Source organism: Micromonospora sp. CNZ299 (genome assembly GCF_002754415.1).
In genome coordinates, this window is the sequence record NZ_PEFG01000001.1 from 7,140,615 (window position 1) to 7,155,143 (window position 14,529).

The following is a 14,529-nucleotide window of genomic DNA, read 5'->3' on the forward strand; positions in this document are numbered from 1 at the left end:
CGCGGGGATTCAGCGGCCGTGACGGGGGTACACGCAGCCGGCCGGTGGCGACCGGCCGCACCCGCGCGTGAGGAGACCCGATGGCGACCATGCCGGCCGACCGCAGCCCGGACAGCACCCTCGCGTTGCTCCGGGCCGGCTACCGGTTCATCGGCGAACGCTGCGAGCGGTACGGCAGCGACGTCTTCCAGACCCGGATCCTGCTCGCCCCGACCATCTGCCTGCGCGGCCGGCCGGCGGCGGTGCTGTTCTACGACAACGACCGCTTCCAGCGCGCGACCGCCATGCCGTTGCGGGTGCAGCGGACCCTCACCGGTCGGCGTGGCGTGCAGGGGCTGGACGGGCCGGAGCACGCCGACCGCAAGGCCATGTTCATGTCGATCATGACGCCGAACGCCATCCGGCAACTCGGCCAACTCTTCGACGAGGAGTGGCAGGCGCGGATCCCCGCCTGGGAGGCCGCCGGGCCGCTGCCGCTCTACGACGAGCTCGGCCGGTTGCTGACCCGGGTGGTCTGCGCCTGGGCGGGGGTGCCGCTGCCCACGTCCCAGGTTGAACGACGCGCCGTCGAGCTGCACTCGATGATCGAGGCTCCGGCGGCGGTCGGCCCCCGGCACTGGCGGGGACGGCTCGCCCGTCGTCGCGCCGAACGCTGGCTCGGCGACCTCATCGAGCGGACCCGGATCGGTCTCTTTCCGGCGCCGCCCGGCAGCGCCCTGGCCGTGATCGCCGAACACCGCGACCGGCAGGGCCGGCTGCTCCCCCGCCGGGTCGCGGCTGTGGAACTGCTCAACGTGCTGCGGCCGGTGGTCGCCGTGGACCAGTACATCGCGTTCGCCGCGCTCGCCCTGCACGACCATCCAGGCTGGCGGGAACGGGTCCGCGGCGACGGCGAGGCCACCGAGAACTTCGTCCAGGAAGTACGCCGCTACTACCCGTTCTTCCCGATCGCGGCAGCCCGGGTCCGGCATTCCTTCGACTGGCAGGGCCACCACTTTCCCCGGGGGCGACGGGTCCTTCTCGACCTGTACGGCACCAACCACCACCCGACCCTCTGGCCGGAGCCGGAGCTGTTCCGACCGGATCGGTTCGCCGACCGACGCGTGGACCCGTTCGAGCTGATCCCGCAGGGCGGCGGTGACCACTGGGCCGGGCACCGTTGCGCGGGGGAGTGGATCACCATCGACCTGATGAAGCGGGCGGTCACCAACCTGACCAGCACCATGCACTACGACGTGCCCGTCCAGGACCTGGCCCTGGACCTGCACCGGATGCCGGCGCTGCCGCCCCTCGGCCTGACCCTCACCAACATCCGTCGCACCGCCTGACGCTCAGCACCGCCTGACGCTCAGCACCGCCTGACGCTCAGCACCGCCTGACCTCCGCCTCGCCGGTCGTTCGGGGTGACCGGCGAGGCGGCGTGCCCAGCGGGTCAGGGGTGCAGCACGCTGCGGAGACAGCCGTCCTGCTTCTTCTCGAACAGCTCGTAGCCGTGTGCGCCCTCTTCCAGGGAGATCGGGTGGGTGGCCAGGTAGCCGGGGTCGATCTCGCCGGCCGCGAGCCGGTCGAGCAGCATCGGTATGTAGCGCTGCGCGTGCATCTGCCCCATCCGCAGCACCAGGGCCTTGTTCATGGCCGCGCCGAGCGGGAACTTGTCCACCAGACCGGCGTACACCCCGACGATGCTCACCGTGCCACCCTTACGGCAGGCCATGATCGCCTGGCGTACGGAGGTCGGCCGGTCGGTCTGCAACCGCGCCGCCTGCTTCGTCCGGTCGTACGCGTAGGTCGGTCCGACGTCGTGTGACTCCATGCCGACGGCCTCGATGCAGGCGTCCGGCCCACGGCCGGCGGTCAGCTCCCGTAGCGCCTCCAGCACGTCCGTCTCCGCGTAGTTGATCGTCTCGACGCCGACCCGCTCGGCCGCCGTGGCGAGCCGGTCCGGGAAGCGGTCGATCATGATGACCCGCTCGGCGCCGAGGAGTTGCGCCGACCGGGCCGCCATCTGCCCGACGCCGCCGGCGCCCCAGACGGCGACCACCTCGCCACCGGTGAGCCCACAGAAGTCCGCCGCCATCCATCCGGTGGGCATCGCGTCGGAGGCGAACACCACCGAGTCGTCCGGCACCCCGTCGGGCACCGCGAACGCACCCACGTCACCGAACGGCACCCGGATGTACTCGGCGTGCGACCCCGAGTAGCCGCCGGCGGCGTGCGAGTAGCCGAGGATGCCGGCCGGCGAGTGCCCCCACAGCTTCTCGGTGAACACCGGCTGGGGGTTGGAGTTGTCGCAGAGCGAGTACTGCTCGGTGCGGCAGTACCAGCAGCCACCGCAGGCGACCACCGACCCGACCACCACGCGGTCACCGACCTTGTGCTGCCGTACGCCGGGCCCGGTCTCCACCACCTCGCCCATGAACTCGTGGCCGAGGATGTCGCCCTCCCGCATCGCCGGCAGGTACCCGTTGATCAGGTGCAGGTCGGAGCCGCAGACACTGCTGGCCCGGACCCGGACGATGATGTCCCCCTCGGCGCGGATTCTGGGCTCCGGCACGTCCCGCACCGCCAGCTTGCCGACGCCTTCCCAACACAGTGCCCTCACGCCCGGCCTCCCGTCATCAGCTTCTCCCGGACCTTGTCGGTCGCCTTCTCCTGCCTCGGGCTGCGGCCGGACGGGTCGTCGCGGGTGTCCATCACCTGGCCACACTCGATCAGCGACTTCACCCGCCGCAGGGTGTCCCGCAGCGCCAGATCGGGGTCGTCCCCACCGATCAGGCCCAACACCCGGCGCACCGGGCCCGAGCGGTACCGCAGCTCGGCGCGGATCTCGGTGCCCCGGCCCTGGGGCGCGTCGGCCAGCTCGATCCGCCCCTCCTGCGGCACCGGCCCGTCCTCGACCCACCACCGCAGCGTGCCGGGCCCGTCGACGGTGATCTCCGCCCGCCACTCGGTGTCGCCACCGGCCCGGTCCCGAGCCACGCACCGCCAGCGCCGGTCGTCGAGTTGCTCCAGGCTGGCCCACCCGGCCAGCGCGCGGTCCAGCCGTTCCCGGTCGGTCCAGAAGCCGATCACCTCATCCCGGGGCCGGTCCACGGTCACCCCGCGACGTACCACGTACCAGCCGTCCTGCCGCTCCGGCTGATGCCGGTGCCGACGGCGAGCCACCGCCCGGCCCACACCGACCGCCGTGACCGCGGTGACGCCGAGCACCGCCCATCTCGTTCCGTTGTTGGTCATCTCGTCTCCTCCGCCCGGACGTCCGGGTATGGACAGCTCTTTCCGGCAGCGCTACCCGGCGTCGGGCGGTCGAAACAACACGTCCGTTTGATCAGCGGGAATGCGGGCACGTGCTGCTCAGCCACCGTTTCACGAAGTCCTGCCGAGGAGGCACGTCGATGTCCCTGTTCAGCCCACCTGGTGACGCCCGGCGCGCCGCGCGCCGGTGGGATGTCGAACACGGCCGCGCCAGCACGTCGCCGGTCCGTCTGCCGATGACGTACGTGCTGCCGCTGCGCTGGCACGCCGACACCGGCCTGGCCGAGCTGACCGGCTACCTGCGGTGGCTGGCCGACCGGGTCGACGTGATCGTGGTCGACGGCTCCGCACCGGACCTGTTCGCGCGGCACGCCGACGCCTGGCGGGGGCTGGTCCGTCACCTCCCGCCCGACGCCACCACTCGCGGGCTCAACGGCAAGGTGCTCGGCGTACGCACCGGTGTGCACGCGGCGGGTCACGAGCACGTGGTGATCGCCGACGACGACGTCCGGTACGACGAGGCCGGGCTGACCGCCGTGCACCGGCTGCTGGACCGGGTCGACCTGGTGCGACCGCAGAACTACTTCGACCCGCTGCCCTGGCACGCCTGGTGGGACACCGGCCGGACGCTGCTCAACAGGGCGCTCGGCGCGGACTACCCGGGGACCCTCGCGGTGCGTCGCAGCACCTTCCTCGCCATCGGCGGCTACGACCCGGACGTGCTCTTCGAGAACCTGGAGCTGATCCGCACCCTGCGCGCGAACGACGGCACCGAGGCGGCGCCGGCCTGGCTCTACGTACGCCGGCTGCCTCCCGACGCCGCGCACTTCCGCGGTCAACGGGTCCGTCAGGCGTACGACGATCTGGCCCAGCCGGCCCGCCTGCTGACCGCGCTCGCGGTCCTGCCGGCGCTGGCCGCGGCGGTCGCGGCCCGGCGGCCCGCGCTGGTGCTCGGCGCGGCGGCCGGCACCGTGGCCCTCGCCGAGGTGGGTCGCCGTCGCGCCGGCGGCACCACCGTCTTCCCTGCGGCCACGGCGTTGGCGGCTCCGGTCTGGCTGCTGGAGCGCGGCGTGTGCGGCTGGCTCGCGGTCGGCCAGCGGTTTCTGTTCGGCGGTGTCCGCTACGGCGACACCCGAATCCGCCGGGCCGCCCACCCGACGCGCGCCCTGCGACGCCGCCGCCACTGACCTGACCCCACAACGCGACAGCTCGCGGTCACCGAGGTGGCCGCGAGCTGTCGGGATTGGCGTGGGGTCAGGAGTTGACCTGGTGCCGGGCCTGCTGGGCCTGGTCCTTGACGTCCTGCGCGGCCGACGTCGAGTCGTCCTTGACCGCGTGCACGGCGTCCTGGGCGGTGGACTTCACCGACTGAGCGGCCTGCTGGGCCGGCTCGCGCAGCTCTTCCTTGAGCTCGTTGGCCACCTCGCCAAGCTTCTCGGTCACCGCACCGCTGTGCTCGCTGACCCGCTCCCTGAGCTGGGTCGCGGCCTGCTGCTCACGGCGGGAGGCCGGGATCAGCGACGAGGCCAGCCAGCCGACCCCGAACGCGATCAGGCCGGCGGCGAGGGGGTTGCCCTGGGACTTCTGCCGGATCACCCGCGGAGCGCTGTGGGCGGCATCGCTGACAGTGGTCGCCGCCGACTGCGCGGCGTCGCTGACGCTGGAGGCCGCCGACGAGGCGCGGTCACCCACCGAGTGGGCGGCCTGGCCGGTGCCGTGGCCGAGGTCAGACGCGGTTCCCATGACCTTGTCCCTCACATTCTGCAGAGCGGAACGGGCCCGCTGCTTACGGTCGTCGACGATGCGGCTGGGGCTGACCTTGTACGCCAGCGCGTCCACATCGGAGCTGAGGCTGTTACGGGTGGCTTCGATCTCGCGGCGGATCTGATCGGGATCGGTGCTCATCGGGTGACTCCCTCCGGGTGCGGCTTGAGCGCGTCGGGGATCCGCTGCACGCTGTCGTTGGTCTGCTTGAGCCCGCGTACGTGCTGGGCGTTCTGCTTCGCCTTGGAGTAGAGGACGGCGGCGACCACGGCCCAGATCACGGCCACGATCAGCGCGGCCAGACCGGAGTCCATGACGTTGTCCAGGAACTGCCAGACGGCGATGGACACGAAGAGGGCCACCATGTAGCCGCCGAAGCCGGCCCCGCCGAAGAGGCCGGCGGCCTTGCCGGCCTTCTTGCCCTCCTGGCGGATCTCCGCCTTGGCCAGCTCGACCTCCTGACGCATCAGCGTCGACAGGTCGGTGGTGACCTGACGCATCAGGTCACCCAGCGAGCTGCCCTTCACCTCTGCGGCGGTGTGCGAAGCACCCTCGTCGAGGTGGTATCCGGAGCCCAGTCCGGGCCCCTGCGTCGGCATGCTCATGCCGTCGCCTCCCTTCGGATGACTCGGCGACTCACGGGCGCGGGCTGCCGCTGGACGGCACGCCCGGCAGCGGGTCGGTCTGGGTCACCGGCGGCAGCGGCTGCCCGGTGCCGGTCGGCTCGGTGTAACCACCGGGAGCCGGCGCGGTGTAACCGCCGGGGGTCGGGTCGGTGTAACCGCCGGGGGTCGGCTCGGTGTACGTGCCGGGGGTCGGGTCGAGGTAACCGCCCGCCGGGGTGACGTCCGGCGCCGCGCGGGGTGCCGGCGGCGGCGTCGGGATCACGGCGGTCTGCTCCGGGTCGTACGCACCGGCGCCCCGGTAGGCCGAAGATCCGTTGCCGGAGTCGTCGCCAGCGGAGGAGATGCTGCGGGTCAGCCGGCCGGCCAACACGCCGAGAACCGCCGCGCCGACCAGGAAGGTGCCCGGGTTGCGCCGCGCGTAGTCGCGTACCTCGGTGATCATGTCGCCGGGCTCGCGCTCCTCGAGCCAGCCGGCGACGCCGTGCACCCGGTCGGCGGCCTGGCGGGCCAGCTCGGTCACCGGGCCGGCCTGGCCACCCTGCTCGGCCATCGAGCGCATCTCGTCGGCCAGCGAACGCAGCCCACCGGCGGCCCGGCGCTGCTGCTCACCGGTCTGGCTGGCGAGCTGGGTGCGGGCCTCGCCGTACAGGTTGCGGGCCTGCCGGGCCGCCTCGCGGCCAACCTCGGTGCCCTGCTCCTTGGCGGTCTGGGCGACCGCACCGCCAGCCTGCGCGGCCTCGGAACCGACCTGGCGGGCCTGGTCGCGAACGCCACCGCCGTTCGTCGACTCCTGCCCGTACGTGGAAGACGTGGGTGAAAGATCGTAAGACATGATTTCCCTTCCGCTCGGAAAGTCGTCGCGGTTGTGCTGGGGGGATGCGGTGCGTTGCCGCAGCCGCTGACCATTCACCTACCCTCCGTTTTGGCTTCCATACCTCTTCGTGCATTTCTCTGCGGGACCTGCCGATCCGACTTCAAAATGGAGGATCGTCGGGCTGCGTCACGTCGCCGCTGCGGACAGTGAGGTTCGCGGGTGCTGGCAGATCCATGGAGGGGGCAGCGATGGCACGAGACGCGCGAGGTGGCCGACGGGCGGGCCCCCGACCCCGGGTCCAGCTGGCCGCGCTGGCCGTCGCCGGGGTCTTCCTGCTGATCGGCGTGCTCGGCTTCATCCCCGGCATCACCACCGACTACGGCGAGCTGAGATTCGCCGGACACCACTCGGACGCCCGGCTGCTGGGGCTGTTCCAGGTGTCGATCCTGCACAACGCGGTGCACCTGCTCTTCGGGCTGGTCGGCCTCGTGATGGCCCGCAGCATCGCCGGTGCCCGCGTGTTCCTGGCCGCCGGCGGCGCGATCTACCTCGCTCTGTGGCTGTACGGCCTGGGGATCGAGGCGATCAACCCGGAGAGCGGGGCGAACATCCTGCCACTGAACGACGCCGACAACTGGCTGCACCTCGCGCTCGGCTTCGGGATGCTCGCGCTCGGGCTGCTGCTGTCGAACCAGGCAGGCACCGGCGGGCGCCTCGACAATCCCGCCGAACGGCACTGACCTGGAGCTTCGGTGGTTTCGTCGCCACGCCGGCAGGGGTAATCGACCGCCGAAGGAGGTACGTCATGCCTCGTTGGCTACGCGACAACGGCCTGGCCGTCGCCATGTTGGGGGCCTTCCTGGTCTTCCTCGTGTTGCAGAGCGTCTTCGGCTGGCAGACCCACAATGAGGAGCTGACCGAGTTCGGTGCCGCGCCGCTGAGCTGGCCGGCGTACCTGACCAGCGGGCACTTCATCGAGTCGGTCTTCGAGAACTGGGAGTCGGAGTTCCTCCAGATGGGCGGGTACGTGCTGCTCACCGCGCACCTGGTGCAGCGGGGGTCGGCCGAGTCGAAGCCGGTGGACCAGACCGACCGGCCGGAGGACGACGAGCGCCGGGCCACCCCGCAGTCGCCCTGGCCGGTGCGTGTCGGCGGTCTGCCGCTGGTGATCTACCGCAACAGCCTCTCCATCGCGCTGCTGCTGATCTTCGCCGGTTCGTTCGTCGGTCACCTGTTCGGTGGCACCGCCGCCTACAACCAGGAGCAGGCGCTACAGAGCGGCGCACCGCCGATCGGGGTGTGGGACTTCCTGGGCACCAGCGACTTCTGGTTCCAGTCCATGCAGAACTGGCAGAGCGAGTTCCTCGCGGTCGGTGCGCTGATCCTGCTGAGCATCGTCCTGCGCCAGCACGCCTCACCCGAGTCGAAGCCGGTGACCGTCGAGCACGCCACCACCGGCGCCTGACCGGCGACGCGACCCTCAGGCCGCGACCGGCAGCCGCTTGGCGAAACAGACGCTGTACGGGTTGCTCACGTACTCGCCGTAGACCGGGATCTGCTCGTAGCCACACGAGGTGTACAGCGCGATCGCCGTCGGCAGGTAGGTGCCGGTCTCCAGGCAGACCACCGAGTGCCCCTGTCGGAACGCGCACTCCTCCAGCGCGGCCACCAACTGGCGCGCGATGCCCCGCCCCCGGTACGCGGGCCGCACGTACATCCGCTTGATCTCGCCGGTTTCGGCGTCGAGCGACTGGAGCCCTCCGCAGGCGACCGCCCGATCGTTGACCACCACGGCCAGGTAGCGGACGTCGTCGTGCGGCATGAAGACCTGCCCGTCCAACCCGCCATCGGCCTCGCGCAGCTCACGCTGCTGCGCGACGACGAGGGCGGCGATCTCCGGATCGGTGACAGGCCGGGACTCGATCAGCATCACCCCACGCTAGAACGGGTGGATTTCGCGGAGGTTTCCGGAAATCAACCCGGTCACAGAGCGCAACGAACTACTCGGCGTCGTCCTCGTCGTCGAGGTCGTCGAGGTCGTCGGACGCGTCCGCGCCCACCTCGTCGGCCGACCGCACCCGGCGGGCCTTACGGGCGGCGAGCCGGTCCGCCGCCGAGGCCCGGTTCGACTTCTCCTCCAGGCGGACGTCGGTGCCCCGGTTACCGGGCACGAAGTCCACGCCGGCGAACAGCGTCGGCTGCCAGTCGAACTCGCGCGCGCCGATCCGGACCAGGTCACCGGGCTGCGCGCCGGCCTTGGCCAGCTTGTCCTCCACCCCGAGCCGGGCCAGCCGGTCGGCCAGGTAGCCGACCGCCTCGTCGTTGTCGAAGTTGGTCTGCTTGACCCAGCGCTCCGGCCGGACACCGCGCACGGTGAACGAGCCGTCCGCCTCGGCCGTGATGGTGAAGCCGTCGTCGTCCACGGCCATCGGACGGATCACGATCCGGGTCGGCTCGGCGGGCGGCGCGGCCTTGCGCTCGGCCTCGACCAGGTCGGCCATCGCGTAGGTCAGCTCCTTGAGCCCCTCCCGGGTGGCCGCGGACACCTCGAACACCCGGTAGCCGCGCTCCTCCAGGTCGGGGCGCACGATCTCGGCGAGGTCCCGGCCGTCCGGCACGTCGACCTTGTTCACGGCCACGAGCCGCGGGCGGTCGGCCAGCCCGCCGTACTGGCTCAGCTCCGCCTCGATGGCGTCGATGTCGGCGACCGGGTCACGCCCGGGCTCCAGGGTCGCCGAGTCGATGACGTGCACCAGCACCGCGCAGCGCTCGATGTGCCGCAGGAACTCCAGGCCCAGACCCTTGCCGGTCGCCGCACCCGGGATCAGACCCGGGACGTCAGCGACGGTGAAGGTGTGGTTGTCCATCCGGACCACACCGAGGTTGGGCACCAGGGTGGTGAACGGGTAGTCGGCGATCTTCGGCTTGGCCGCGGAGATCACCGAGATCAGCGACGACTTGCCGGCCGACGGGAAACCCACCAGACCCACGTCGGCGACGCTCTTGAGCTCCAGCACGATGTCCAGCTGGTCGCCGGGCTCGCCCAGCTCGGCGAAGCCCGGAGCCTTGCGCTTGGCGTTGGCCAGCGAGGCGTTGCCCCGCCCGCCGCGCCCACCGCGGGCCACCTCGAAGGTGGTGCCGGCGCCGACCATGTCGGCCAGCACGGTGCCGTCGGTGGTCTGCACCACGGTGCCGTTGGGCACCTTGAGCACCAGGTTGTGACCGTTGGCCCCGTCCCGGTTCGACCCGGCGCCGCCCTTGCCGTTGTCGGCCTTGACGTGCGGGTGGAAGTGGAAGTCGAGCAGCGTGGTCACCTGCGGGTCGACCACCAGCGACACGCTGCCGCCGTGCCCGCCGTTGCCGCCGTCCGGCCCGCCGAAGGGCTTGAACTTCTCGCGGTGGATCGAGGCACAACCGTGCCCGCCATCGCCGGCCTGCAGATGCAGAACGACCCGGTCAACGAACGTTGCCACGGCGTCAATCCTTCCAGCGAGGTCCAACCCCGCACTTCGAAAAAAGCCAAACGGGCCGGGACCCGTAGGTCCGCGGCCCGCTTGGCTCGAGAACTACTGCTGCGGAACGATGCTGACGGTCTTGCGACCGCGCTTGGTGCCGAACAGGACCGCACCGGCCGACAGCGCGAACAGCGTGTCGTCGCCGCCACGGCCGACCAGGTCACCGGGGTGGAACTTGGTGCCGCGCTGCCGGATGAGGATCTCACCGGCGCTGACAACCTGACCACCGAAGCGCTTCACGCCGAGTCGCTGGGCCGCGGAGTCACGACCGTTACGCGAGCTGGACGCACCCTTTTTGTGAGCCATTGGAGGACGACCTACTTCCCGCTGGAGATGCCGGTCACCTTGACCTGGGTCAACGGCTGGCGGTGACCCTGGCGCTTGTGGTAGCCGGTCTTGTTCTTGAACTTGTGGATCCGGATCTTCGGGCCCTTGGTGTGCGCGGCGATTTCGCCGGACACCGCGACCTCGGCAAGCTTCGCCGCGTCGGTCACCAGGTCGTCACCGTCGACGAGGAGCACCGCGGTGAGCTTCACCGCGTCACCGGGGGCACCGGTGAGCTTCTCGACCTCGATCACGTCGCCCTCGGCGACCTTGTACTGCTTGCCGCCGGTCTTGACGATCGCGTACATCGGAGGCGGACTCCCTGTCGTTGAGGCTGCTGGCGGTCGTCCCCGCAGCGGCTCGCCGGGTAGCAGTGCACGGCGGCGCGGGCACACGGGAACTCGGCACACCAAAGGTGGGCCGCAGGCAAGAGTACGCCATTGCCGGCCCCGACCCCAAACCGGCCCGCCCTGGTCAGCGCGCGCAGAGCTGGTCGAGACGCTGCTGGAGCCGGTCCAACTCAGTCTCGTCGATCGACTCGACGTCGACGCTGAGCGCGGCCACCTCGGTGCCGAGGTCCGTGAGCAGAGTCTTGAGCTGCGGATCGGTGGCCTGCTCCGACTGCTCCCGCAGCTCGGTGCGCCAGCCGTCCAGTGCCGCCTCAGCCCGCCCACGGGCGGCCTCGGCCGTGCTGCTGTCCCCGGCGCCCACCGCCGCGACCATCCGGCCCAGCTCCGCCACGTACGTCCGTACGGCGGTGGTGCTGGCCTGCTGGGCGGCGACGCAGACCTTCGTGCCGCCGCCCGCCGCAGCACCACTGGCCGGAACACCGCTCGGCCCGGAGGCCGAGCCACCGGTGGTCACGCCGGTCGGACCTGGCCCGACGCTCCCCGGCCGGTCGGCGGAGCAGCCAGCCAGCACGGTGACCAACGCGGTGACGGCGAGCAGACGACGCATCTTCTTCTCCTGACCCGGGACGACCGATCCTGGACCGGGGTGGCCGCAACGGCGAGGTCCCTCCCCCGTCACATTGCCGGGGAAGGGACCTCGTCAAACACTTGGCCGGTCAGGCGGTCAGGGGCGCGTCCGCCGGCGGGCGCCACCCCGACGTGAACGGCGTCGGCCGGCGCCACCCTCGGTGGCGTCCTCGTCGCCGTCACCGTCGGCGAGCGCGTCCGGGTCGTCCGCCGCCGCCAACCGAGCCGACTCCCCCTGCTGGCTGTCGGAGATCGCCGGCGCGGCGGCGGTGTCCGACTCGTAGCGGGACAGGTCGTAGCCCATGGTGTCCTGGTAGTCGGCGTCCGGTTCGGCGCTGGTGTCGGTGTCGACGACCTCCACGACGGCCCGCTCGGCCGGGGCGTTCTTGCGCGCCCGGCGGCGGGACGAGGTGGTGGCCTGCTCGGCGGCCGGGGCGGGGGCGGCCACCGCGGAGGCGACCGCCTTGACCTTCTCCCCCGCGCCGGCAGGGCGCGGCTTCTCCGGCACCGGCTCGGTGTGCATGATGACGCCCCGGCCCTTGCAGCACTCGCAGGTCTCGCTGAACGCCTCCAGCAGGCCCGCGCCGATCCGCTTACGGGTCATCTGCACCAGACCGAGCGAGGTGATCTCGGTGACCTGGTGCTTGGTCCGGTCCCGGCCCAGGCACTCGGTGAGTCGGCGCAGCACCAGCTCACGGTTCGACTCCAACACCATGTCGATGAAGTCGATCACCACGATGCCGCCGATGTCGCGCAACCGGAGCTGGCGGACGATCTCCTCCGCCGCCTCCAGGTTGTTGCGGGTGACGGTCTCCTCCAGGTTGCCCCCGGAGCCGGTGTACTTACCGGTGTTGACGTCGACGACAGTCATCGCCTCGGTGCGGTCGATCACCAGCGAGCCACCGGAGGGCAGGAAGACCTTGCGGTCCAGACCCTTGATGATCTGCTCGTCGATCCGGTACTCGGCGAAGACGTCGCTCGTCCCGACGTGCCGGCGCACCCGGTCCACCAGGTCCGGAGAGACGTGCGACAGGTACGACTCGACGATGTCGTACGACTGCTCGCCCTCGATCACCAACTCGCGGAAGTCCTCGTTGAACAGGTCACGGACCACGCGGATGACCAGGTCCGGCTCCCCGTAGAGCAGCGCCGGGGCGCCACCCTCGGCGGCCTTGGCCTGGATGTCCTCCCACTGCGCCTGGAGCCGCTTGACGTCACGGGCCAGCTCGTCCTCGGTGGCGCCCTCGGCGGCGGTGCGGACGATGACGCCCGCGCCGTCCGGAACGAGCTTCTTGAGCACGTCGCGCAGCCGCTTGCGCTCGTTGTCCGGCAGCTTGCGGCTGATCCCGGACGCGTTGCCGTTGGGCACGTAGACCAGGTGCCGGCCGGAGAGCGCGATGTGGCTGGTCAGCCGAGCGCCCTTGTGCCCGATCGGGTCCTTGGTGACCTGGACCAGCACCGAGTCGCCGGAGCGCAGCGCCTGCTCGATCGAGCGGGCCCGCCCCTCCAGGCCGGACACGTCCCAGTTGACCTCGCCGGCGTACAGCACCGCGTTGCGGCCCCGGCCGACGTCGACGAACGCCGCCTCCATGCTCGGCAGCACGTTCTGCACCTTGCCCAGGTACACGTTGCCGGCCATCGTGCCGGAGGAGTTACGGGTGACGTAGTGCTCGACCAGCACGCCGTCCTCCAGGACGGCGATCTGGGTACGGTCGCCGCGCTGGCGGACCGCCATCACGCGATCGACGGCCTCCCGGCGCGCCAGGAACTCCGACTCGCTGAGGATCGGCGGTCGGGTACGCCGCTGCTCCCGGCCGTCGCGGCGGCGCTGACGCTTGGCCTCCAGGCGGGTCGAGCCGGAGACGCCCTGCACCTCGTCGACGGTCCGGCGCGGTTCGCGGATCTTGACCACGGTCGGCACACCGTCGTCCGCGGCGCCCTCCGTGTCGCCCGCACCACGGCGACGACGACGCCGGCGGCGACGGGTCAGGCCATCGCCGCCCTCGGTCTCCTCGTCCTCGTCACTCTCGGCCTCGACCTCTGCGGTCTCTTCCTCGTCGGCCTGCGCCGCCTCCTCGGACTCCTCGTCCTCGGCGTCGTCGGCCCCGCCCTTGCCGCGGCCCCGGCCCCGGCGACCACGCCGGCGCCGACGGCGCGCGGCGGCGCTGTCCTCGTCGTCCTCATCCGTCTCGGCGGCCTCGTCGGCCTCCTCGACCGGCTCTTCCTCGGCCTCGATCGCCTCGACCGGCTCGACCGGCTCGATGTCGCGGCGACCACGTCGGCGGCGGCGGGACGGCTCGGCGGCCTCCTCCGCAGCCGGCTCCTCGGCGACCGGGGCCGGCTCCACCGGCCGGGTCACCGGCACGGCGTCCGGCTGGGGTGCCATGAACAGCACTGTGGGCGCCGAGAGGGCGGCCCTCCGACGACGGGTACGCGGCTGCTCCGGCTCGACCTCGGCCGGCTCGATGGGCTCATCGGCCACAGCGGGGACGGCCACACCCGGCGGCACCTCGCCCGAGCGCTCCTGCGCGCCACCGGTCCAGGCCAGTTCGGCGGCGCTCGCCCTCGGGAGGGTGTCGGTGTCGTTCAGCTCGGCCTCGGCCTCGCGCAGGTCGGACTCCGCCGGCTCCTCGTCGACAACCGGTTCCTCGGCGACGACCGGCTCCTCGATCGAGGGCTGCTCTTCGACGGCGGCCGGCTGCTCGGTGGCGGCCGGCTCCTCGACGGCAGCCGGGGTGGCCTTCTTGCGTCTGGTGCGGGTCACCTTGACCGGCGGGACCACCTCGGCCGAGGCCGCCTCCGCGGAGGCCGCGACCAGCGGCTCCTCGGCGATGGTCTCGACGGGGGCGGCCTTGCGGCGGCGCCGGGGGGTCTTCGGTGCGACGTCCTGGTCACCGGAGACCGGGGCGAAGACCTCCGCCTGCGGCGACTCGACGCTGCCGGACCCACCCGTGGACGCCTCGATCGGCGCGTCGGTCTGCTCCGGCTGGTTGAGCGGGGCGGCCCGACGACGGGTCGCCCTCGCACGCCGTACCGGCGCGGCGGGCTCAGCCGTCTCCGCGCCTGCCGGTTCGACCGAGGCCGAGCCGACGGCCGTGGTGGGGGTCGCGACGGCGGCGCCGTCGGTCGTGGTGCTCTCGTCGGCGGTTTCACCGGCCGGCTGTGAACCGGTCCGTTCGCCGCCCTCGGGCTCGTTCTCGAGCATGGACGTTCTCCAGTTCTGGCTAGCCCGGGCGCGGGTGAGCGCTGCCACG

15 protein-coding genes are annotated in these 14,529 nt (G+C 71.8%); 4 read left to right on the forward strand and 11 right to left on the reverse strand.

Going from position 1 to position 14,529, the window contains the following annotated elements:
• Window positions 1-80: 80 nt before the first annotated feature.
• The gene (locus CLT68_RS32345; RefSeq protein WP_099856590.1) at window positions 81-1,328 is read left to right on the forward strand and encodes a cytochrome P450; all 1,248 of its coding nucleotides are present in this window, start codon (window positions 81-83) and stop codon (window positions 1,326-1,328) included.
• 104 nt (window positions 1,329-1,432) lie between these two features.
• Here CLT68_RS32345 and CLT68_RS32350 read toward each other — a convergent pair whose 3' ends face one another.
• The gene (locus CLT68_RS32350) at window positions 1,433-2,602 is read right to left on the reverse strand and encodes a zinc-dependent alcohol dehydrogenase (RefSeq protein ID WP_099856592.1); all 1,170 of its coding nucleotides are present in this window, start codon (window positions 2,600-2,602) and stop codon (window positions 1,433-1,435) included.
• Window positions 2,599-3,237: a cyclase gene (locus CLT68_RS32355; protein WP_099856594.1), complete on the reverse strand. Its 639-nt coding sequence runs from the start codon at window positions 3,235-3,237 to the stop codon at window positions 2,599-2,601. The genes CLT68_RS32350 and CLT68_RS32355 overlap by 4 nt, the downstream gene beginning before the upstream one ends.
• 158 nt (window positions 3,238-3,395) lie before the next feature.
• Here CLT68_RS32355 and CLT68_RS32360 point away from each other — a divergent pair, with 158 nt between their 5' ends.
• Window positions 3,396-4,442 (forward strand): glycosyltransferase family 2 protein, encoded by a 1,047-nt coding sequence (locus CLT68_RS32360; protein WP_199177189.1) that lies wholly within the window; start codon window positions 3,396-3,398, stop codon window positions 4,440-4,442.
• Window positions 4,443-4,509: 67 nt separating this feature from the next.
• Here the strand turns inward: CLT68_RS32360 and CLT68_RS32365 are convergent, their stop codons facing one another.
• Genes CLT68_RS32365 through CLT68_RS32375 form a run of 3 tightly spaced genes read right to left on the reverse strand, consistent with a single transcriptional unit; the run spans window position 4,510 to window position 6,477 of the window.
• Window positions 4,510-5,160 (reverse strand): DUF3618 domain-containing protein, encoded by a 651-nt coding sequence (locus CLT68_RS32365; protein ID WP_099856596.1) that lies wholly within the window; start codon window positions 5,158-5,160, stop codon window positions 4,510-4,512.
• Entirely contained in the window at window positions 5,157-5,624 is a 468-nt protein-coding gene (locus CLT68_RS32370) for a phage holin family protein (protein ID WP_099856598.1), read from the reverse strand. Before CLT68_RS32370 ends, CLT68_RS32365 begins: the two co-directional genes overlap by 4 nt.
• A 31-nt stretch (window positions 5,625-5,655) precedes the next feature.
• Window positions 5,656-6,477, reverse strand: coding sequence for a hypothetical protein (locus tag CLT68_RS32375; RefSeq protein WP_099856600.1), 822 nt, complete (start codon window positions 6,475-6,477; stop codon window positions 5,656-5,658).
• A gap of 230 nt (window positions 6,478-6,707) precedes the next feature.
• Here CLT68_RS32375 and CLT68_RS32380 point away from each other — a divergent pair, with 230 nt between their 5' ends.
• Window positions 6,708-7,199 (forward strand): DUF4383 domain-containing protein, encoded by a 492-nt coding sequence (locus CLT68_RS32380; RefSeq protein WP_099856602.1) that lies wholly within the window; start codon window positions 6,708-6,710, stop codon window positions 7,197-7,199.
• Between the two features lie 65 nt (window positions 7,200-7,264).
• Window positions 7,265-7,924: a DUF6766 family protein gene (locus tag CLT68_RS32385; RefSeq protein WP_099856604.1), complete on the forward strand. Its 660-nt coding sequence runs from the start codon at window positions 7,265-7,267 to the stop codon at window positions 7,922-7,924.
• A gap of 15 nt (window positions 7,925-7,939) precedes the next feature.
• Here CLT68_RS32385 and CLT68_RS32390 read toward each other — a convergent pair whose 3' ends face one another.
• From CLT68_RS32390 to CLT68_RS32415, 6 genes are all read right to left on the reverse strand, one after another.
• A complete protein-coding gene (locus CLT68_RS32390; RefSeq protein WP_088951956.1) occupies window positions 7,940-8,389 on the reverse strand; it encodes a GNAT family N-acetyltransferase in 450 nt (149 codons plus the stop codon).
• 70 nt (window positions 8,390-8,459) lie between these two features.
• The gene (gene obgE, locus CLT68_RS32395) at window positions 8,460-9,932 is read right to left on the reverse strand and encodes a GTPase ObgE (protein ID WP_099856606.1); all 1,473 of its coding nucleotides are present in this window, start codon (window positions 9,930-9,932) and stop codon (window positions 8,460-8,462) included.
• 93 nt (window positions 9,933-10,025) lie between these two features.
• Window positions 10,026-10,280, reverse strand: coding sequence for a 50S ribosomal protein L27 (gene rpmA, locus CLT68_RS32400; RefSeq protein WP_074313740.1), 255 nt, complete (start codon window positions 10,278-10,280; stop codon window positions 10,026-10,028).
• A gap of 11 nt (window positions 10,281-10,291) precedes the next feature.
• The gene (gene rplU / locus CLT68_RS32405) at window positions 10,292-10,606 is read right to left on the reverse strand and encodes a 50S ribosomal protein L21 (RefSeq protein WP_007464063.1); all 315 of its coding nucleotides are present in this window, start codon (window positions 10,604-10,606) and stop codon (window positions 10,292-10,294) included.
• A gap of 166 nt (window positions 10,607-10,772) precedes the next feature.
• On the reverse strand, window positions 10,773-11,255 hold the full coding sequence (locus tag CLT68_RS32410) for a hypothetical protein (protein WP_099856608.1): 483 nt from the start codon (window positions 11,253-11,255) through the stop codon (window positions 10,773-10,775).
• Window positions 11,256-11,372: 117 nt separating this feature from the next.
• Complete coding sequence (locus CLT68_RS32415) at window positions 11,373-14,480, reverse strand: Rne/Rng family ribonuclease (RefSeq protein WP_099856610.1); 3,108 nt, start codon at window positions 14,478-14,480, stop codon at window positions 11,373-11,375.
• Between the last annotated feature and the right edge of the window lie 49 nt (window positions 14,481-14,529).